Below are 18,975 nucleotides of genomic sequence, written 5' to 3' on the forward strand. Positions count from 1 at the left end.
CCGCCCGCCGCCCCGCACACCCACCCCGCCGGGGTGGGTGTGCGGGGCGCGTGCATGGCCGACACCTGGCACCCATGCAACCCATCCTCCTAGGATGCCCTAGGGGTGGTGGCGCGCCGCTCGTCGGCCGTGCTGTCGGATTCCCTACTCCCCATCGGTCGGCTCTGGCTCCACTGTGGCTGGTAGGTGCCGATGCAATTACTCTGCGTCGTGGTAAGACTCTCCCCAGTAGCCGCGGCTCCGTGCCGCTCGGGACCAGGAGCGTCCATGCGAATCACTGCGCACCGATCCACCAGCGCCCTCCGTCGGCCCGGCCGGCTGCTCGCCGCCGCGCTGACGGTCGTCGTCGCGGTCACCGGCGGCGCGGCGGTGCCGGCCCACGCCGCACCGGCCGCCGAGCGCGACCGCGACCCGCGCCCCTACCGCGCCCTGCACCTCGGCTCCTACGCCAGCAGCAGGTCCCTGGCCCTCAACGACCGGGGGCAGGTCCTCAACGGCACCGCGATCTGGCAGAACGGGCGGTTCGAGCCGTTGTCCCTGCCGTCGGAGGCTCGGGGGTTCTTCGGGGTCGACATCAACGAGCGGGGGGTGGTGGCGGGCCGGGTGCCGTCGCCGGTGACGGGGTACTACGAGGCCGCGGTGTGGGATCGCGGCGAGGTGACCCTGCTGGGGCCGGCCTCCAGGGTCAGCGACGCCTACTCCATCAACGACCACAACACGGTCGTCGGCTTCGCCGAGGGGCTCCGGGGGGCGGACGACACCTTCGTCTGGCGGGACGGGGTGATGAGCTGGGTGCAGACCAACGACATCTACCACGGTAGTCCGGCGTTCATCAACAACTGGGAGGACATCGTCGTCCAGTGGAACAGCAACTGGAACCCGGTGCGCTGCGTCTGCTACGGCGCCCGCTACCACCAGGGTGAACGGACCCTGCTGGGTACGCTCGGCCACCAGTCCTTCAACGAGCCGGCGGACGTCAACAACCGGCGCGAGATCGTCGGGTACTCGCACACCGCCGAGGGGGTCGAGCGGCCGTACCTGTGGCGCGACGGGGTCATCCGCGACCTCGGCACCCTGGGTGGTCCGAGCGGTCGGGCGGTGGCGGTCAGCGACCGGGGTGAGGTCATCGGGCACGCCGACACCGCCGAGGGGGAGCGGCGGCCCTTCCTCTGGCGCGACGGCCGGATGTTCGACCTGACCACCCTGGGGCTGCGCGCCACCGACGAGGTGGTCGACATCAACATCTGGGGCCAGATCGCCGGGATCCGCGACGGCCGGGCGATGCTGTTCAGTCGCCACTGACCGCCGGCCGATACCGTTCCCATCCTCTGTGGACCGTGGTCGGACGCTGGCCCTGGTCGCGGGGCGGTGGGAGTTGACAGGGTTGAATGCCTGCTCGTAGCGTGCGTGAGAAAGCGCTTTCCTGCGGCGTCGTCCTGCGGCTCCCACCACCCTGCTCCACCACCGCCCGGCACCACCCCCGTCCCCGGAGGTACGCCCCATGCGCCCGTCCCGCCAGCGTCGGCTGGCCCTCTCCCTGGTCGCGGTGCTCGCGCCCGCGCTCGCCCTGGTGGCCGCCACCGCCTCCACCGCCTCCGCCGCCACCCTCTTCAGCGACGACTTCACCGACGGCGACACCGGGGGCTGGTCCAAGTCCGGCGGCACCTGGTCCGTCGTCACCGACGGCTCCCCGGCCGTCCGCCAGTCCAACGCCGGCAGCGAGAACGCCCGCTTCTTCGCCGGTAGCACCGGGTGGACCGGGTACACCGTGCGGGCCCGGGTCAAGCCGGTCAGCCTCGGTGCCGGTGGACACGTCAGCCTGCTCGCCCGTGCCTCCGGGTCCACGACCTTCTACCGGCTGGCCCTGCTCCCCGCCAACCAGGTCCAGTTGCAGGCGGTCAGCGGCAGTGCGGTCACCGTGCTGGGCACCGCCTCCCGGCCCGTGGCCACCGGTACCTGGTACAGCCTCGCCATCGAGGTCAGTGGCAGCACCGTCCGGGGCACCGTGGACGGTGCCCCGGTCGGCCAGGCCAGCAACTCGCTGAGCAGCGCCGGGCGGATCGGCCTGCAGACCGCGTACTCCTCGGCCACCTTCGACGACGTGGTGGTCGACACCGGTGGCGGCACCCCGCCGACCACCCCGCCGGGCGGCACCACCCCGCCGCCGACCACGCCGCCACCCACGACCCCGCCACCCACCACGCCGCCGGTGACCACCCCGCCGCCGGCCGCCGGCACCCTGGTCGTGGCCACCACCGGCGCCGACGCCAACCCGGGCACCCTGGCCCGGCCGCTGCGCACCATCCAGCGCGCCCACGACCTGGTCCAGCCCGGCGGCACCATCGCCGTGCGGGGTGGCACCTACGCGCCGGGCGTCACCATCAAGATCCTCAAGGACGGCACCGCGTCGCAGCCGATCACCCTCACCGCGTACCGGAACGAGCGGGTGGTCATCGACGGGGAGAACATGCCGTACACCCCGGGGGCGGTGGACTCCAGCATCCCCCGGGCCGACCGGGGCGCCCTGCACGTCGAGGGCGACTGGTGGCGGTTCGTCGGCCTGGAGATCATCAACGGCCCGTACGGCATCTTCGGCGTGGACACCAACAACGGCCGGTACGAGCGGCTGGTCACCCGGGACAACTACGAGTCCGGCCTGCACCTGCAGGGCAGCTCGTCGGGGAACCAGATCGTCAACCTGGACAGCTACGGCAACCGTGACCCGCGCAAGAACGGCGAGAGCGCGGACGGGCTGGCCATCAAGGAGGGCTCCGGCAGCGGCAACGTGGTCCGGGGCGCGCGACTGTGGAACAACGCCGACGACGGCTTCGACGCCTGGCTCTTCCTGAGCCCGATCACGGTCGAGAACAGCGTCGCCTACGGCAACGGGTACAACCGCTGGAACCTGCCCCACTACACCGGGGACGGCAACGGGTTCAAGAACGGCGGCGGCTCCGACCCCCGACCGGCCGTCAACCACGTCACCCGCAACAGCATGGCCTGGGACAACTCGGCCAGCGGCTTCATCGACAACGGCAACCCGGGCACCCTGGTCTTCGAGCGGAACACCGCCTGGGACAACGGCAGGGACGGCTTCAACGTCTCCCGGTCCACGTCGACGCTCCACCGCAACCTGTCGGTCGGCAACGCCGGCAGCAACGCCTCGCTGGGCAGCTCCACCGGCACGAACAACTCCTGGAACCTGGGCGGCACCTGGCCCCTGGTGAGCACCGACCCGGCGACGATCACCGGCCCCCGCGCGGCGGACGGCACCATCGCGACCTCGACGTTCCTGCGGCCCAGCACCGGCGCCGACGTGGGCGCCCGGCTCTGACCGCCAGGCGGCGGCAGTGGCGCGGCCGACGGTCCACACCGTCGGCCGCGCCACCGGAATGGAAGTCTCGTGGTACACGCGTTGAACAAACTTGACCCTCCGATCGCTCACGGTGAATGCTGATCCGATGACCGTCGCTCCGCTCCGCCGTGCCCGGCGGCAGCCCGCCGTGCGCCGAACCCGTGCCGTCGTACCCACCGGGGCCGGGCGGTGAAGGGCCCGGACGCGGCGGTTTCCGCGTCGGTCGGGCCCCGGGGTGACCGGTCGACCCTCACCGTCCTGCTGCTGGCCTCGACGCTGACCGTCATGGCCGGCGCGGTGCTCGTCCCGGTCATCGAGCTGATCCGGGCCGACCTCGGCCTCAGCTCGGGTGCCGCCGGCCTCATCCTCACCGCCCACGGACTCTCCCTGGCCGTCTCCGGGCCGGTCATCGGCAAGGCGATGGACCGGTGGGGCGTGCGCGGGCCGCTCGCCGCCGGCCTGCTGCTCTACGGCGTCGCCGGGGCGGCGGGCATGGTCGTCACCTCCTATCCGGTGCTGATCGCCAGCCGGCTGGTCTTCGGCGTCGGCGCCGCGGTGATCTTCACCGGCACCACCCTGAGCCTGCTGAACCTGTTCGACGGCGCGGCCCGGGACCGGGCGATGGGCTACCGGGGCACCGCGATCAGCCTCGGCGGCATCTTCTTCCCCCTGGTCGGCGGTGCGCTCGGGGCGATCTCCTGGCACGCCCCCTTCGCGGTCTACCTGTTGGGCCTGCCGCTCGGCCTGGCGGTGCTGCGGCTGCTGCCGGACAGCGCCCCGCACCCGGTACCCGGTGGCGGGAAGCCACGGCGGCTGTTCAGCGTGCCCGCCGGCGTCCTGGTGCTCTGCGGGCTCCAGTTCGTGGCCAGCGGCCTGCTCTACGGCGTGTTGGTCTTCCTGCCGCTGCGGCTGGCCGAGATCGGGGTCACCAACCCGTTCACGGTGGCGCTGTTCACCGCGACGATGTCGCTGGTGATGAGCGTGGTCGGCCTCGGCTACGCGCCGCTGCGGGCCCGGCTCGGCAACCCCCGCCTGGTGATCGGCTCCTTCGCCACGTGGACGGTGGCGCTGGTGATCCTGGCGGTGACCGACCTGCCGGTCCTGTTCCTGGTCGCGCCCTCGATCTTCGGTATCGGGATGGGGCTGGCGGTGCCCGCGCTGACCCTGATGGTGGGCGAGCAGGTGCCGCCGCACCAGCGGGGCCAGGCCACGGCCGTGCTGGCCACCGCCACCTTCACCGGGCAGTTCGTCTCGCCGCTGGTGCTCGGGCCGGTGCAGGGCGCCACCTCGATCCCGACCACCTTCGCCGTCTGTGCCGCCCTGGCCGGCGTCGTGCTGGTCGGCCTGCTCGTGATGTACCGGTCGAGCCTGCGCGGCGGACCCACCACCCCGGGGCCACAGTCGGGGCCGGGGCCGCAGCCGGCGAGCGCCGGGCCGGCCGCCGGTGGGCCGGCGCCGGGGCGTGGTGGGGCCGTCGGTCAGCCGGAGCCGGAGCCGGAGCGCGCCGGGCCGGGCTGACCGACGACGGGAAGAAACCGGCCCGTCGTCTCGGCGGTGGGCCGGTCGGCGGGCGGGCCGGGCCGGCGCGGCCACGCCGCCGGGATCCGTTCCAGCACCCCACCGGCGAAGACGTCGCGCAGGCCCAACGGCTTGAGGTGCACGTAGCCGATGTGGCAGTCACAGGTCCCGTTGCCGCACGGGCGGGGCCGCAACGCGGACCGCCACGACCCGTCGTACAGGTTGCCGATCGGGTCGGGGACGAAGTGGCAGCGGCGCACCGTGCCGTCCCCGGCCACCGAGATCGCCGTCTCCCCGGCGTGGCACGACCGCCCCCGCGACGGGTGCGGCCGGACGCTGTACCCGAACAGCGGGTCCAGGGCGGTCCAGGTGGCCTCCTCGGCGGCGTCGTACCGCCGGCCCTCGGCGGCGTTGACCCACAGGTACACCCCGGTGGGCAGGGCGGCGCGCAGCGCCCGCGCCTCGGCCAGGTGCTCCGGCAGGCCCACCACCCCGACCGAGTACCGCACCCCCAGCTCGGTCAGGCGGGCGCAGCGGGCCAGGAACCGTTCCCGGGTGACCTGCCCGGGATGGTACGTCGTCCACAACGCCACCCGGGCCGGGTCGGCGTCGGCGAGCCAGTCCACCCGGGTCGCCAGGTTGGTCTGGATGACCGCCCGCTCCACGTGCGACAGGTGCGACAGGGTCACCAGCGCGTCCCGGTACCAGCGTCGGGTCAGCCCCTCGCCCCACGGGGTGAACAGCACCGACAGCCGCAGGTCGGTGGTGGCCGCCACCCAGCCGGTGAACCGCTCCAGGGCGGCCCGGTCGGCGGCGAGGGTCTGCGGCGAGTCCCGCCGCTTGGCGAACGGGCAGTACGGACAGTCGTAGTTGCAGCTCGCCAGGGGCCCCCGGTAGAGGATCGACAGGTTCACCGCAGCGCGTACCCCCGCATCGCGTCTCGGACCCGCGCGGAGGTCAGCCACGGGCCGATCGCGTCGGAGCGGGCCAGCCCCGCCGGGGTCAGCCGCAGCCCGCCCGCGCTTGCCCAGCCCCGCGCCACCAGGCGGGCCAGCTCGGGGAAGTCGGTGGTGGGCGGGGCGCCGAACCGGGCCCGGTAGGCGGCGGCGTCCACCCCCTCGGCCCGCAGCAGCGAGGTGAGCAACCAGCGGCGTCGCTGCTCGACGCCGTCGAGCCGGTACCCGAACTCTGCGTGCCGGAAGTCGTCGGCGGGGCGGGCCAGGTAGTCGTCGAGCACCGCCCGCACCTGCGTCACGCTGACCGCGTAGTCGAACGAGTAGTGCAGGCCGGTGGTGTACGAGCGGGCCCCGCAGCCCAACCCCACCATGCCGTCGTCCTGGCAGCAGTAGTCCGGACCGTCCGGGGTGGGCACGTCGGCCCGGCGGAACTGGCGCATCGACTCCTGCCGGTACCCGGCCGCGCCGAGGGTCTGGACCGCCTGCCGGTACAGGTCGAGCCGCTGGCCGTCCCAGTCGTCGCGGCTGTGCGCCCGCCGGCCCAGCCCGGTCAGCGGCCGGACGTAGAGCGGGTACAGGTACAGCTCCTCCGGCCGCCAGGCCAGCGCGGCGGCCAGGCTCTCGGCCCAGGTGTCGGCGGTCTGCCCGTCGATGCCGTAGATGAGGTCGATGTTGAGCACCGGGATCGCCGCGTCCCGGATCGCGCCCAGCGCCGTCTCCACCTCGGTGCGGCGCTGCGGCCGGCCGGCGGCGCGGGCCTCGGCGTCGAGGAAGCTCTGCACCCCGATGCTGACCCGGGTGGTGCCGTGCGCGGCGAGCACCGCCAGCCGGTCCGGGGTGGCGGTGGCCGGCGAGGTCTCCACCGACAGCGGTACGCCGGGCAGCCGGGCCCCCATCGTCGTGGTGGCGATGTCGAACAGGTCGGCCAGCTCGTCGGCGGTGAGGTACGTCGGGGTGCCACCGCCGAGCGCCGCGCGGGCGTACCCGGCGTCGCCGCCGAGCGCGTCGGCGACCCGTTCCGCCTGCCGGCGTAGCTGCCGCAGGTACGCGGTGACCTGCTCGGCCGGCGCGCCGGCGCGGGTGAACAGGTTGCAGAAGCCGCACCGCATCTCGCAGAACGGCACGTGCAGGTAGAGGAAGAGCGCGTCGCGCGGCTCGGTGCGCCACACGTCGGCCACCAACGGCCGGGGCCGCAGCGGGCGGTACGACGTCTTGTGCGGGTACGCGTACAGGTACTGCTGGTACGGCGAGCCGTCCAGCGCCTGGTCGATGCTGGTCACCGTTCTCCCGGTCGCAGGGTGAAGTGGGCGTAGGGGACGGTCCACACCACGTCGTGGCCGATCCGGTGGCCGGTGTGTCCGTCCTCCCCGTACGCCGTGCCGTGGTCGGCGCAGACGATCGTGAACACCGGCCGGCCCCGGCCGGTGAGCAGGGCGAAGAGCCGGTCGACCCGGCCGTCGACGTACTCCAGGGCGGCGGCGTGGCTGGCCCGGTCGTCGACGGTCGCGCCGGGCAGGTAGTGCCGGTTGGGCTGGTGCAGCGCGGCCACGTTGAGGAAGGTGAACAGCGGTCGCCCGGCCGGGACCCGGGGCAGCACCTCGGCCAGCCGGTCGAGCTGGGCGTCCACACAGTCCGGGGCGGTCACCCCGAACGCCGGCTCCCAGTGCGCCTCGGCGAAGAGGCCGGGCAGCACCGCGCCGAGCGGGCTGCGCCGGTTGAAGAAGCCCACCCCGCCCAGGCAGAGGGTGTGGTACCCGGCCGCCGCCAGGGCGGTGGGCAGGTCGGCGGCGTCGAAGACCCAGGTGTCCGCGCCGGCGGTCTCGCTGCCGGGGAAGGCCGCCGCGTACAGCCGCTCGTGCCGGCCCGGGGTGTCCGGGGTGGGCAGGAAACCGGCGAAGAAGGCGTGGTGCGCGGCGTAGGTGAAGCTGGCCGGCGAGTGCCGCCGCTCCCACCGCCCGCCGGGCAGCGCGCGGGTCAGCCGGGGGGTCCGCCCCGCCTCGGCCAGCTCCGCCGCCACGTCGTAGCGGAGTGTGTCCAGGGTGACCAGGGCCAGGTCGTGGCTGCCGATCAGGCTCCGCACGCGAGCACCTCCCGACCCGGCTCCGCCGCCGCGGCCGGGTGCTCTGCCGCGTGCGGGTCCAGGGCCGCCGACCCCGGCGGAACCGGTTGGTGCGCCGTCCGCCAGCGGTCCCACCGGCCGCTGGTCAGCGCGTCGACCTGCGCGGCGTAGGTGTCCCGTCCGTCGGCGAGCACCCCGGGCAGCAGGTCGCCGAAGGCGTTGACCTCGGCCACCGCGTGCCGCCGCCACCCGGCCAGGAACATCAGGTCGACCCCGACGTGCAGGCTGCCCGGGAAGCATGCGGCGACCCGCTCGCAGGTCCGCATCGCCGCCGCCCACCCGGCCGGCCCGGCGGCGGCGCGCAACGCGGCCAGGTCACCCCGGGCGTTGCCCAGGTGCAGGTTGGTCAGCGGGCCCCGGGCGGCGCGGACCACCGCGTGCGCGGGGCGCCCGGCGACGACCACCACCCGCACGTCCACGACCCGGTCGCCGAGCCCGGCCTTGGGCAGCCAGCGCTCCACGTGCAGCCCCTCCGGGGCGAGCCGGTCGACCAGCGCGGCGACCGTCGCCTCGTCGTCGTAGTGGCGCACCCGCAGCGAGTTGAACAGCCCGTCCGGGGTCACCTCGATCGGGGTGACCGCCCGGATCCGGCGCGGGCCGACGGCGAGGGCGAGCACCCCGGCCGCCGAGGAACCGTGCGCGGGCTTGACGAAGACCCGGCTCCAGCCGGCCGCCGCCATCGCCGCCCGCAGCCCCGCGTACCCGTCGACCGGGCCGAGCGCCGCCGGCACCGGGACGCCGGCGGCGGTCAGGCGGGCGTGGCAGGCCCGCTTGTCGCAGAGCACCGCCACCTCCGCCGGGTCGTTGAGCAGGTCCGCGCCCCCGGCGGCGACCCGGGCCAGGCCGCCGACCAGCCCGGCGTACGTGGCGGCGAGGCCGACCAGCTCGCCGTGCCGGGCCGGGTGGGCCGCTCCGCGCAGCAGCCGGTCCACCTCGGGGTCCTCGCCGGGGGAGTCGACCCGGACCAGGGTGCCGGGGCCGGGGGGTGCCGCGCCGGTGAGCACCTCGGCCCAGGGCAGCACCGCCGGCGGGGACAGTCCGGCGGCCCGGACGGCCCGGGTGAACAGGGTGACCCGGCGGTTGCCCGGGTTGCCCACGACGGTCAGCCGCATGTCAGCGCGGGTGCGGTCGCCGGGCGGCGTACTCACCGGTCACTCCGCCACCGCCACGTACCGACGGAACTCCTCGTCCTCGTCGTCGTCCTCCTCCTGCGGGTCGGACAGGTCCACCCGGACCCCGGGCAGCCCGGCGGCGACCTCCGCCGCGACCTGCTCGGTGACGTAGTGCCGGTGCAGGTCCAGCTCGGCGAGGTGGGTCAGCGCCCCGCCGGCCAGCAGCGCCCGCGCACCCCGGTCACCGAGCGTGCCCATGGACATGTCCAGGCGCTCCAGCCGGGCGAGCACCGGGGCGGTCGCCACCGCCTCGGCGAGGTCGTCGGCGTGCTCGGCGTTGCGCAACCTTAGCCGGCGCAGGGCGGGGAAGCGCTCCCCGGCCAGCAGCGGGGCCAGATCCTCCCCGGTGGTGTCGCCGCCGTAGGAGGAGTCGCCCAGCCACAGCTCCAGGTCGGTCAGGGCGGGCAGGTCGGAGTCGAGCACCGCGTGGACGAAGGCCGGGGCCAACCCGCCGCTCTCCACCGCCAGCTCCCGCAGGCCGGCGTGCCGCACGGGGGAGAAGCGGAAGTCCTGGCCGCCGCGCACCCGCAGCACCTCCAGCGCGGGGTACGCGGTCAGCAGCGGGCTCACGTCGCCCACCATCATCCAGGAGATCTCGCACTCCTCGAAGATCATGTCGCCGAGGAAGAGCGCGCGCAGCGCGGGCAGCCGGGGCGCCGCCGCGCGGAGCTGCGCGATCGGGGCGGTGTTGAACGCCGCGTACCCCCACGCGCCGACGACCAGGGCCTCCACCTGTGGGCCGGCCTGCGCGACGAACCGCTCGAAGGCGGCGGCGAAGGCGTCCGACGGCACGTTGCCGTCCCGCGTGTCGTACTCGGGGACGCTGAGCCGCCAGGCCACCGGAGCTTCCACGGTGGGCAGCGGGCCGTCCACCGGCACCTCGACCACCGGGCGGCCGGCGAACGTGGTGGCGTGCGCGGAGAAGGTCATCCCTTCACTCCCCGACCGCGGTGAACCGGTACTCGCGGGCGCCGTACACCTGGACCTCCTGGCGGTCGGAGACGTCGACGTCGACGCCGGGCAGCGCGGCGACCAGCCGGGCCGCGCACTCCTCGGAGAGGAAGTGGTGGCTCAGGTCGAGCCGGCGCAGGTGGGTCAGGGGCTGCCCGGCCAGCAGGGCCTCGCCGCCGACGTCGGTGAGCACCCCCTTGGACAGGTCGAGCACCTCGAGCTGCCGCACGACCGGGGCGTCGGCGACCGCGCGGGTCACCTCGTCGGCGTCCTCGGCGTTGCAGAGCGCCAGGTGGCGCAGCGCCGGCAGCCGGCTCCCGGCCAGCACCTCGGCGAGGTCGTCCACGGTGGTGTCGCCCTCGTAGTCCGGCCGGCCCAGCCACAGGTCGAGCCGGCGCAGCCCGGGCAGGTCGCAGCCGGCCACCGCGCGGCTCACCGAGCCGGGCAGGCCACCGGTCTGGACGACCAGCTCCCGCAGCCCGTCGTGGCGCAGCGGCTCCAGCCGCAGCTCGTGCCCGCCGCGCACCCACAGGGTCGTCAGCTCGGGGTACGCCCGCAGCAGCGGGGTGAGGTCGTCGTGGGTGATCCAGGAGATCTCGCACTGCTCGCTGATCAGGTCGGCGACGAACAGGTGCCGCAGCGCGGTCCACTCGCCGGCGGCCTCGACCAGCAACCCGAGCGGGGCGGGCGACTCGTAGGTTGAGCCCCACTCGCCGAGCACGATCGCCTGGACCGCCTCGGCGGGCACCTCGGCGCGGAACGCCGCGACGAGCGCGGCGAACTCCTCGGGATCGGCGTCGAAGTCCTCGACCTCAAGCCGCCAGGCGACCGGTGGCAGCTCCTCCGGCAGGGCCATCCCCGGGTCGAAGGGCACCACGTCGAGCCCGGCGAACGACGACAGGTGGGAGACGATCACACCGAACCTCCGGCTTCCTCTGCAACGGCGGCGCGACCGTAACAGCCGCCCCCGACACGTCGCTCGGCAGCGACGTGACCTGCGGTACCCGCGCCGGACCGACCATACGGCGGGCCGGTGGACCGGCACCGCCGGGGTGGGCCGGTCCACCGGGACCGTCTTGCCCCGCCGGCCGCCGATCCTCTACCGTCTGCTCAGCGGTTGGCGCGGTGCGGTCCGCATCCGATCCGAGACCGCTGCGTGGCGCCCCGCGCGGGCCGGGATGGTGGAGTCCCGGGTTCCCCGCCAGCGCCCTCCAGTGGTCGTGTGACCCCCTGCTCGTCTCCCGGGCATCGCCGCCCGGGGTTCCCCACCCGTCCCGTGTGCGGGCCGGTGGGACGCCGCACCGTCGGCGGCGGGCCGGGACACGCCGACCCCCACCGGGAGCCACCCGTGCATCTCACCCCGCACGAGCAGGAGCGCCTGCTCGTCCACGTCGCCGCCGACGTCGCCCGTCGGCGCCGCGAGCGTGGCCTGCGACTCAACTACCCCGAGGCCGTCGCCGTGATCACCGCGTTCCTGCTGGAGGGGGCCCGGGACGGCCGGTCGGTGGTCGACCTGATGTCCGCCGGTCGTGGCGTGCTCGACCGCGACGACGTCCAGGACGGCATCCCCGAGTTGCTGAGGGAGGTGCAGGTGGAGGCGACGTTCCCGGACGGCACCAAGTTGGTGACGGTGCACCACCCGATTCCGTGATCCCCGGGGAGATCCTGCCCGCCGAGGGGCCGGTGGAGATCAACGCGGGTCGGCCGGTGACCACCCTGCTGGTGGTCAACACCGCCGACCGGCCGGTGCAGGTCGGCTCGCACTACCACTTCGCCGAGACCAACCCGGCGCTGGACTTCGACCGGGCCGCCGCCTGGGGACAGCGGCTCGCCGTCCCGGCGGGGACGTCGGTGCGCTTCGAGCCGGGGGTCAGCCGCAGCGTCGACCTGGTGCCGCTGGGCGGGGCCCGGATCGTGCCCGGCCTGCGCGGCGAGTGCGGGGGCCCGCTGGACGACCCGGCCCACCCGCAGGGGGGAGCACACCGATGAGCTTCGTGGACCGTGACCGCTACGTCGACCTGTACGGCCCGACCACCGGCGACCGGATCCGGCTGGCCGACACCAACCTGCTGATCGAGGTGGAGACCGACCACTGTGCCGGTGGGGACGAGGTGGTCTTCGGCGGCGGGAAGGTGATCCGCGAGTCGATGGGCCAGTCCCGCGCCACCCGCGCCGAGGGGGCCCTGGACACCGTGATCACCGGGGCGGTGATCCTCGACCACTGGGGCGTCGTCAAGGCCGACGTGGGGCTGCGCGACGGCCGGATCGTGGCGATCGGCCGGGCCGGCAACCCGGACACCATGCCGGGCGTGCACCCGGACCTGGTCATCGGCCCGGCCACCGAGGTGATCGCCGGCAACGGCCGGATCCTCACCGCCGGGGCGGTGGACACCCACGTCCACTTCATCTGCCCGCAACTCGTCACCGAGGCGTTGGCCTCCGGCATCACCACCCTGGTCGGCGGCGGCACCGGGCCGGCCGAGGGCACCCGGGCCACCACGGTCACCCCGAACGCCTGGCACCTGGCCCGGATGCACGAGGCGCTGGACGGCTACCCGGTGAACGTGCTGCTGCTCGGCAAGGGCAACACCGTCTCCCCCGAGGCGCTGTGGGAGCAGTTGCGGGCCGGGGCCGGCGGGTTCAAGCTGCACGAGGACTGGGGGACCACCCCGGCCGCGATCGACGCCTGCCTGCGGGTCGCCGACGCCTCCGGGGTGCAGGTGTCGATCCACACCGACACCCTCAACGAAGCCGGGTTCGTGGCCGACACGCTGCGCGCCATCGGCGGCCGGGCGATCCACTCGTACCACACCGAGGGGGCCGGGGGCGGGCACGCGCCGGACATCATCACCGTGGCCAGCGAGCCGAACGTGCTGCCCTCGTCGACCAACCCGACCCGGCCGTACACCCGCAACACCCTGGCCGAGCACCTGGACATGCTGATGGTCTGCCACCACCTCAACCCGGCGGTGCCGGAGGACCTGGCCTTCGCGGAGAGCCGGATCCGGCCGTCCACGATGGCCGCCGAGGACCTGCTGCACGACCTGGGCGCGATCTCCATCATCGGGTCGGACTCGCAGGCCATGGGGCGGATCGGGGAGGTGGTGCTGCGCACCTGGCAGAGCGCCCACGTGATGAAGAACCGGGTCGGTGCGCTGCCCGGGGACGGGCGGGCGGACAACCACCGGGCCCGCCGGTACGTCGCCAAGTACACCATCTGCGCGGCGATGGCCAACGGCCTGGACGCGGAGGTGGGGTCGGTGGAGCCGGGCAAGCTCGCCGACCTGGTGCTGTGGGAGCCGGCCTTCTTCGGGGTACGCCCGCTGCTGGTGCTCAAGGGCGGGATGATCGCGTACGCCCAGATGGGCGACGCCAACGCCTCCATCCCCACGCCCCAGCCGATGCTGCCCCGCCCGATGTTCGGAGCCCAGCCGGTACCGGCCGCCGCCACCAGCCTGACCTTCGTGGCCCCGGCGGCGATCGAGGCCGGACTGCGAATGGACGTGCGGCGGCGGGTGGTGCCGGTGGCCGACGTACGGTCCCGGGGCAAGGCCGACCTGCCGAACAACGCCGCCATGCCCCGCATCGAGGTCGACCCGGACACCTTCACCGTCCGGATCGACGGGGAGACGGTGGAGCCGGACCCGGTGGCGGAGCTGCCGATGGCCCAGCGGTACTTCCTGTTCTGATGACCCCGTCGACCCTGCTGCTGCTCCTGGCCGACGGCCGGTTCCCGGCGGGGGCCCACGCCCACTCCGGAGGGTTGGAGGCCGCCGTCGGGGCCGGGCGGGTCTCCGATTTGGCCACCCTGGCCGCCTTCCTGCGGGGCCGGCTGGCCACCGCCGGGCTGGTCGGGGCGGCCTTCGCGGCGGCGGCCCACCGGGCGGCCGGGCAGCCGGACCGGGCGGGGCTGCTGGCCCTGCTCGACGCGGAGCTGGACGCCCGGACCGCCGCCGAGGCCCTGCGCCGGGTGTCCCGCCGGCAGGGCCGGGCCCTGCTGCGGGCCGGACGCTCCGTCTGGCCCGCCGCCGAGTTCACCGACCTGCCCACCGCCGGGGGCGGACCCCACCAGCCCCTGGTGCTGGGGGTGGTGGCCGCCGCCGCCGGACTCACCCGCGCCGAGACCGCCCTGACCGCCGCCTACCAGACGGTGACCGGGGCGGCCAGCGCCGGGGTCCGGCTGCTGGGCCTGGACCCGTACCGGGTGCAGGCCCTGCTGGTGGACCTGGCCGCCGCCTGCGACCGGACCGCCGCCGAGGCGGACCGGGCCGCCGGGGAACCACCCTGGCGGCTGCCGGCCGCCGCCGCCCCCCTCGCCGACATCCACGCCGAAGTCCACGCCACCTGGGAGGTGCGTCTCTTTGCGTCCTGAACCGAACCCGTCGCCGCGTCCTCGACCGAAACCGCAGACCGGGTACCCCGAGCACGACGAGACCGTTCCACACACCCACCCCGAGCCCGGGGTCGACCCGCACGCCCCCCTGGCCGGCGCCGGCCGGGCCCTGCGGGTCGGCATCGGGGGGCCGGTGGGATCCGGCAAGACCGCCCTGGTGGCCGCCCTGTGCCGGGCCTTCGCCGGGGAACTGCGCCTGGGGGTGGTGACCAACGACATCTACACCACCGAGGACGCCGACTTCCTGCGCCGGGCCGGGGTGCTGGACCCCGACCGGATCCGGGCGGTGGAGACCGGCTGCTGCCCGCACACCGCCATCCGCGACGACATCGGGGCCAACCTCGACGCGGTGGACGAGTTGGAGGAGACCTTCGGCGCCCTGGACCTGGTGCTGGTGGAGAGCGGCGGGGACAACCTGACCGCCACCTTCAGCCGGGGCCTGGTGGACCGGCAGATCTTCGTGGTCGACGTGGCCGGCGGAGACAAGGTGCCCCGCAAGGGCGGGCCCGGGGTCACCGCCGCCGACCTGCTGGTCATCAACAAGACCGACCTGGCCCCGCTGGTCGGTGCCGACCTGGGGGTGATGGACCGGGACTCCCGGGCCCGCCGGGGGGACCTGCCCACGGTCTTCCTCTCGATCGTGCAGGACCGGCAGGCCGGGCAGGTCGCCGACTGGGTCCGTCACGAACTGGCCCACCACCGGGCGGCCCCGGCCACCGGGGTACCGGCCGGTCGGGGCTGATGAAGGCGGTCGCCCGGCTGGTGGCCCACCCCGACGGGCGGGGCGGCACCCGGCTGGCCGAGCTGACCGGGGAGCCCCCGCTGCTGCTGCGCCGCACCGGGCACCGGGGCCCGGTCGCCGAGGTGTACGTCGTCGGCGCGGCGGCCGGCCCCCTGGCCGGGGACGACCTGCGGCTGGAGATCGAGGTGACCAGCGGGGCGGCGGTGCGGGTGCACACCGTCGCCGCCTCGGTGGCCCTGCCCGGCCGGGCCGGGGCCACCTCCCGGATGGTGGTGTCGGCCCGGGTCCACTCCGGGGCGGCCCTGCACTGGCTGCCCGAGCAGACGGTCGCGGCGGCCGGCTGCGCGCACCTCGCCGAGTCGCGGGTGGAGGTGGCCGAGGGAGCCACCCTCACCTGGCGGGACGAGCTGATCTGCGGCCGGCACGCCGAGGACCCGGGCGACGCGGTGCTGCACACCGTCGTCGACCTCGCCGGTCGGCCCCTGCTGCGGCAGACCCTCGCGGTGGGGCCGCAGGCCCCGGGCTGGTCCGGGCCGGCGGTCCTCGGCGGGGCCCCGGCCACCGGGTCCCTGCTGGTGCTGCACCCGGAGCGGCCCGCCGAACCCCCCTGGGTGCACCCGGGGGGCACCGCCGCCCGGCTGCCGCTGGCCGGGGGACCGGCGACCCTCTGGACCGCCATCGCCCCCGACGCCCACACCCTTCGATCCCACCTGGAACCCTGAGCGTCGAGAACCCGGCGGGGTGTCGTCCGTGGACGGTGGGGAGCGCCCTCCGTCGGCCCGGCCCCGCCGGGCACCGTCGATCAGGGGAGAGAACATGCCCGACAAGGTCAGCCGCCGCGTCGCCCTCGGCCTGGGCGCGGCGACAGCCGCCCTGGTGGCGGTCCCCCGTCCGGCCCTCGCCGCGCCGGCACCGGGCGCCGACCCCGCCGCCGACCGTGCTCCGCTCGACCCGACACAGCGGATCCGGCAGGCGTACCGGACCCGGACGAGGCAGGCCGGCGGGGTGTGGCACTCCCACGTCGCCCGGGTCGACGCCACCGGCACCCTGCGGACGGTGCTGGCCGACGACGCCGACCGGGTGACGCACGGCTACAGCGTGCAGAAACTCGCCGTCGCGGTGGCGGTGCTGGACACCATCGACCGGGGGCAGCTCCGGCTCGACCAGCGCCTCGACCTCACCCCCGACATCATCCTCGGCGGCAGCGGCCTCTACCACCTGCAGACCGTCTGGGGGGACGAGGTCACCGTCGCCAACTTCCTCACCGCGATGCTGCTGGTCTCGGACAACACGGCGGTCCGGATGTGCGGTCGGGTGGTGCCCGCCCTGGAGATCAACGAGATCCTGGCCGCCAAGGGGTTCACCCACACCCGGGTCGAGCCGGTGGCCAACCCGAACCGCTTCTTCCTCGGGGTCACCACCCCCCGGGAGACCCACGACCTGCTCTGGCGGCTGGCGAACGGAACCCTGCTCTCCGCCGGCTCCACCAGCTTCCTGCTCGGCGTGCTGCGCTGGATCAACGGCTACCACGACGGGATCCGCCGGGACATGTCCTCGGCCGAGCGCAGCCGGGTGGCCACCAAGTACGGGGCCGACTACGACGAGCGGGGGGCCGCCCGGCACGAGGTGGGCATCGTCTTCGACCAGACCGGGGCCCCCGCCCTGACCTACGCCTTCTTCGCCGACACCCTCGGCGACCGGGACAACTACGGGGGCACCCACCCGGCGGTACGGGCCCACGCTGACCTCGGCCGGGTGCTGTTCGACACGGTCGGGGCCGGCACCGCCCCGGCGGGGGCGTCCCGGCACACCGTGGCCCCCTTCCGTCCGGTCGACGGCGGCTAGACCCGGGCGTGCGCGCCCCGCCCGATCGTCAGCGCAGGGCGGGGGTCGGCTGCCGGGGACGGTCCGGGTCGAGCCGGGTGACCAGGTCCGCGAGCCGGCGGGTGAGGGCCTCCTCCTCGCCGGCTCCGCCGGTCAGCTCGGCCAGGTCGGCCCGGACCATCGCCTCCAGCCGGTCGTGCTCCCGCCGACCCCGGACGGTCAGGCAGGCCCGGATCCGCCGCCGGTCGTAGGGGTCGACCCGGCGGAAGACCAGGTTCCGGTCGACGAGTTGGTCCACCAGCTTGGTGAGGGTCCCCGGGGGCAGACAGGCCTCGGCGGCGACCTCGGTCATCGGGTGGCCGAGCCCGTCGGCGAGCAGGCAGAGCACCCGCCACGCCTCGACGGTGAGACCCTCGGGGGCCAGCACGGCACCGATCCGGCGGGAGAGCAGCCGCTCGGCACGGGTCAGCGGGCGCAGCAGGTCGGCTGACGCCCCGGGCAGCTCTGCCATGCGATCTCCTCCGCCAGCGGTGGCCCCGTCATGCTATCGGCTCGTCCCGGTGGATGGAGAGCCCTGGTGTGGCGTGGGTTCGCGGGCAATCATGTGTGGCATGTCCGCGCCGGCACCGCGACCGCCCTGGCTCACCGTGGACCGGTCGGTGGTCAACGTCGCCCTGGTGTACCCGATGCGCGGGCCGGCGGGCATGTTCGGTCCGACCTGTGAGCTCTGCGCCCAACTGGCGGTGGAGGAGGTCAACCGCGACGGCGGGGTGCTGGGCCGGGAGCTGCGCCTGGTCCCGGTCGACGGCGGGGCGCCCCCGGCGGAGGTGGCCACGGAGGTCGAGCTGCTGGTCTCCACCGGGGCGGTGCAGGGGGTGACCGGGTGGCACATCTCGTCGGTCCGCCAGGCCCTCGCGCCCCGTGTCGCGCACCGGGTGCCCTACGTCTACACCGCGCTGTACGAGGGCGGTGAGCGGACCGAGGGGGTGTTCCTCACCAGCGAGACGCCCGACGCCCAGCTCTGGCCGGCGATGCGGCTGCTCGCCGGGGAGCAGGGGGTACGCCGGTGGTTCGTGGTCGGCAACGACTACGTCTGGCCCCGGCGCAGTGCCCGCGCCGCCCAGCGGTACGCGCTGCGCACCGGCGGGCGGGTGGTGGGGCTGGGTTTCCTGCCGCTGGAGACCCACGACTTCGCCGACATCCTGCGCCGGATCGAGCACAGCGACGCCGACGCGGTGCTGATGCTGCTGGTCGGGGCGGACGCGGTCCGGTTCAACCGGGCGTTCGCCCGGTCCGGTCTGGACCGGCGCTGCCTGCGGCTGAGCACCCTGATGGACGAGAACATGTTGCTGGCCAGCGGCCCGCGCGCCACCGGCCGGCTCTACAGCACGGCGGGCTTCTTCGCCGACCTGGCCACCCGGGAGAACCTCGACTTCCACGGTGAGTTCGCCCGCCGGTTCGGGCTGGAGGCGCCGCCGTTGGGCAGCCTGGGGGAGTCCTGTTACGAGGGGGTGATGCTGCTGGCCGCGTTGATCGCCCGCGCCCGCACCCTCGACGTGCGGGCGATCGGGGCCAACGCCGACGAGGTCTCGTACTGCGGGCCCCGGGGCGAGTTGCGGCTGCGCCGCCGGCACGTGCGCCAGCGCATCTACCTCGCCGAGGCCGACGGCCTGGACTTCCGGGTGCTCGCCGAACTGTGAGCCGTCCGGTTCGGCCGGTGCGTGACCGGTCGATGGTGGACTTTCCGCCGGCCGCTGCTTGACAGGCTCGCCCGCTCCCGGCCTAAGATGCTTCCTGCGTGAAGTAATTCGCCTCCGCCGGGCTTCTTCATCGGTCGCCGGAGGTGGCCGTCGCGTCGCCGTCATGCATTTGTCCGAGGTGTTGACCTCGGGTGCCGACATCCAATTCCTCGATCATGGGTAATTGTGGTGTCGGCTTTTTCGTG

18 protein-coding genes are annotated in these 18,975 nt (G+C 74.7%); 11 read left to right on the top strand and 7 right to left on the bottom strand.

Annotated elements, in window-relative coordinates; translation table 11 throughout:
• Positions 1 to 267 precede the first annotated feature (267 nt).
• The 3 genes from ACQUFX_RS06640 to ACQUFX_RS06650 all read left to right on the top strand — a co-directional run bounded on the left by ACQUFX_RS06640 (position 268) and on the right by ACQUFX_RS06650 (position 4,873).
• Positions 268 to 1,302: a hypothetical protein gene (locus ACQUFX_RS06640; protein WP_428965142.1), complete on the top strand. Its 1,035-nt coding sequence runs from the start codon at positions 268 to 270 to the stop codon at positions 1,300 to 1,302.
• A 199-nt stretch (positions 1,303 to 1,501) separates the two neighbouring features.
• A complete protein-coding gene (locus ACQUFX_RS06645) occupies positions 1,502 to 3,334 on the top strand; it encodes a right-handed parallel beta-helix repeat-containing protein (RefSeq protein WP_428965143.1) in 1,833 nt (610 codons plus the stop codon).
• A gap of 210 nt (positions 3,335 to 3,544) precedes the next feature.
• On the top strand, positions 3,545 to 4,873 hold the full coding sequence (locus tag ACQUFX_RS06650; RefSeq protein ID WP_428965144.1) for an MFS transporter: 1,329 nt from the start codon (positions 3,545 to 3,547) through the stop codon (positions 4,871 to 4,873).
• Here the strand turns inward: ACQUFX_RS06650 and ACQUFX_RS06655 are convergent.
• From ACQUFX_RS06655 to ACQUFX_RS06680, 6 genes are read right to left on the bottom strand one after another with little or no spacing between them, the layout of a single operon-like run.
• Positions 4,834 to 5,787 (bottom strand): STM4011 family radical SAM protein, encoded by a 954-nt coding sequence (locus tag ACQUFX_RS06655; RefSeq protein WP_428965145.1) that lies wholly within the window; start codon positions 5,785 to 5,787, stop codon positions 4,834 to 4,836. The two genes, ACQUFX_RS06650 and ACQUFX_RS06655, sit on opposite strands and share 40 nt — an antisense overlap.
• Complete coding sequence (locus tag ACQUFX_RS06660; protein WP_428965146.1) at positions 5,784 to 7,109, bottom strand: STM4012 family radical SAM protein; 1,326 nt, start codon at positions 7,107 to 7,109, stop codon at positions 5,784 to 5,786. Before ACQUFX_RS06660 ends, ACQUFX_RS06655 begins: the two co-directional genes overlap by 4 nt.
• Positions 7,106 to 7,909, bottom strand: a complete 804-nt coding sequence (locus ACQUFX_RS06665; RefSeq protein ID WP_428965147.1) for an STM4013/SEN3800 family hydrolase — start codon at positions 7,907 to 7,909, stop codon at positions 7,106 to 7,108. The genes ACQUFX_RS06660 and ACQUFX_RS06665 overlap by 4 nt, the downstream gene beginning before the upstream one ends.
• Positions 7,897 to 9,096 (bottom strand): STM4014 family protein, encoded by a 1,200-nt coding sequence (locus ACQUFX_RS06670; RefSeq protein WP_428965148.1) that lies wholly within the window; start codon positions 9,094 to 9,096, stop codon positions 7,897 to 7,899. The genes ACQUFX_RS06665 and ACQUFX_RS06670 overlap by 13 nt, the downstream gene beginning before the upstream one ends.
• Positions 9,097 to 9,099: 3 nt before the next feature.
• Positions 9,100 to 10,050: an STM4015 family protein gene (locus ACQUFX_RS06675; protein ID WP_428965149.1), complete on the bottom strand. Its 951-nt coding sequence runs from the start codon at positions 10,048 to 10,050 to the stop codon at positions 9,100 to 9,102.
• A 4-nt stretch (positions 10,051 to 10,054) separates the two neighbouring features.
• Complete coding sequence (locus ACQUFX_RS06680; RefSeq protein WP_428965150.1) at positions 10,055 to 10,987, bottom strand: STM4015 family protein; 933 nt, start codon at positions 10,985 to 10,987, stop codon at positions 10,055 to 10,057.
• A 432-nt stretch (positions 10,988 to 11,419) separates the two neighbouring features.
• Here ACQUFX_RS06680 and ACQUFX_RS06685 point away from each other — a divergent pair, with 432 nt between their 5' ends.
• From ACQUFX_RS06685 to ACQUFX_RS06715, 7 genes are all read left to right on the top strand, one after another.
• Positions 11,420 to 11,722 carry an urease subunit gamma gene (locus tag ACQUFX_RS06685; RefSeq protein WP_428965151.1) on the top strand — a complete coding sequence of 101 codons (303 nt, stop codon included), beginning with the start codon at positions 11,420 to 11,422 and terminating at the stop codon, positions 11,720 to 11,722.
• Positions 11,719 to 12,060 (top strand): urease subunit beta, encoded by a 342-nt coding sequence (locus ACQUFX_RS06690; RefSeq protein WP_428965152.1) that lies wholly within the window; start codon positions 11,719 to 11,721, stop codon positions 12,058 to 12,060. The genes ACQUFX_RS06685 and ACQUFX_RS06690 overlap by 4 nt, the downstream gene beginning before the upstream one ends.
• Positions 12,057 to 13,760 carry an urease subunit alpha gene (locus ACQUFX_RS06695; RefSeq protein ID WP_428965153.1) on the top strand — a complete coding sequence of 568 codons (1,704 nt, stop codon included), beginning with the start codon at positions 12,057 to 12,059 and terminating at the stop codon, positions 13,758 to 13,760. Before ACQUFX_RS06690 ends, ACQUFX_RS06695 begins: the two co-directional genes overlap by 4 nt.
• The gene (locus ACQUFX_RS06700) at positions 13,760 to 14,443 is read left to right on the top strand and encodes an urease accessory protein UreF (protein ID WP_428965154.1); all 684 of its coding nucleotides are present in this window, start codon (positions 13,760 to 13,762) and stop codon (positions 14,441 to 14,443) included. Before ACQUFX_RS06695 ends, ACQUFX_RS06700 begins: the two co-directional genes overlap by 1 nt.
• The gene (ureG, locus tag ACQUFX_RS06705; RefSeq protein ID WP_428965155.1) at positions 14,433 to 15,206 is read left to right on the top strand and encodes an urease accessory protein UreG; all 774 of its coding nucleotides are present in this window, start codon (positions 14,433 to 14,435) and stop codon (positions 15,204 to 15,206) included. Before ACQUFX_RS06700 ends, ureG begins: the two co-directional genes overlap by 11 nt.
• Positions 15,206 to 15,928: an urease accessory protein UreD gene (locus ACQUFX_RS06710; protein WP_428965156.1), complete on the top strand. Its 723-nt coding sequence runs from the start codon at positions 15,206 to 15,208 to the stop codon at positions 15,926 to 15,928. The genes ureG and ACQUFX_RS06710 overlap by 1 nt, the downstream gene beginning before the upstream one ends.
• Before the next feature lie 94 nt (positions 15,929 to 16,022).
• Positions 16,023 to 17,051, top strand: coding sequence for a serine hydrolase (locus ACQUFX_RS06715; RefSeq protein WP_428965157.1), 1,029 nt, complete (start codon positions 16,023 to 16,025; stop codon positions 17,049 to 17,051).
• A gap of 28 nt (positions 17,052 to 17,079) precedes the next feature.
• Here ACQUFX_RS06715 and ACQUFX_RS06720 read toward each other — a convergent pair whose 3' ends face one another.
• Positions 17,080 to 17,541, bottom strand: a complete 462-nt coding sequence (locus ACQUFX_RS06720) for a MarR family winged helix-turn-helix transcriptional regulator (RefSeq protein WP_428965158.1) — start codon at positions 17,539 to 17,541, stop codon at positions 17,080 to 17,082.
• Between the two features lie 100 nt (positions 17,542 to 17,641).
• On the opposite strand from ACQUFX_RS06720, the gene ACQUFX_RS06725 reads away from it, so the two are divergent.
• Entirely contained in the window at positions 17,642 to 18,730 is a 1,089-nt protein-coding gene (locus ACQUFX_RS06725; RefSeq protein ID WP_428965159.1) for a substrate-binding domain-containing protein, read from the top strand.
• Positions 18,731 to 18,975 lie beyond the last annotated feature (245 nt).

This window comes from Micromonospora fluostatini, from assembly GCF_050410825.1.
GTDB classification, from domain to species: domain Bacteria; phylum Actinomycetota; class Actinomycetes; order Mycobacteriales; family Micromonosporaceae; genus Micromonospora; species Micromonospora rosaria.

Bases quoted from the DNA above. Each gene is read 5' to 3' on its own strand.
- ACQUFX_RS06675 (WP_428965149.1), bottom strand. From the start codon at position 10,050: ATGACCTTCTCCGCGCACGCCACCACGTTCGCCGGCCGCCCGGTGGTC.
- ACQUFX_RS06725 (WP_428965159.1), top strand. From the start codon at position 17,642: ATGTCCGCGCCGGCACCGCGACCGCCCTGGCTCACCGTGGACCGGTCG.
- ACQUFX_RS06720 (WP_428965158.1), bottom strand. From the start codon at position 17,541: ATGGCAGAGCTGCCCGGGGCGTCAGCCGACCTGCTGCGCCCGCTGACC.
- ACQUFX_RS06695 (WP_428965153.1), top strand. From the start codon at position 12,057: ATGAGCTTCGTGGACCGTGACCGCTACGTCGACCTGTACGGCCCGACC.
- ACQUFX_RS06640 (WP_428965142.1), top strand. From the start codon at position 268: ATGCGAATCACTGCGCACCGATCCACCAGCGCCCTCCGTCGGCCCGGC.
- ACQUFX_RS06645 (WP_428965143.1), top strand. From the start codon at position 1,502: ATGCGCCCGTCCCGCCAGCGTCGGCTGGCCCTCTCCCTGGTCGCGGTG.
- ACQUFX_RS06700 (WP_428965154.1), top strand. From the start codon at position 13,760: ATGACCCCGTCGACCCTGCTGCTGCTCCTGGCCGACGGCCGGTTCCCG.
- ACQUFX_RS06710 (WP_428965156.1), top strand. From the start codon at position 15,206: ATGAAGGCGGTCGCCCGGCTGGTGGCCCACCCCGACGGGCGGGGCGGC.
- ACQUFX_RS06715 (WP_428965157.1), top strand. From the start codon at position 16,023: ATGCCCGACAAGGTCAGCCGCCGCGTCGCCCTCGGCCTGGGCGCGGCG.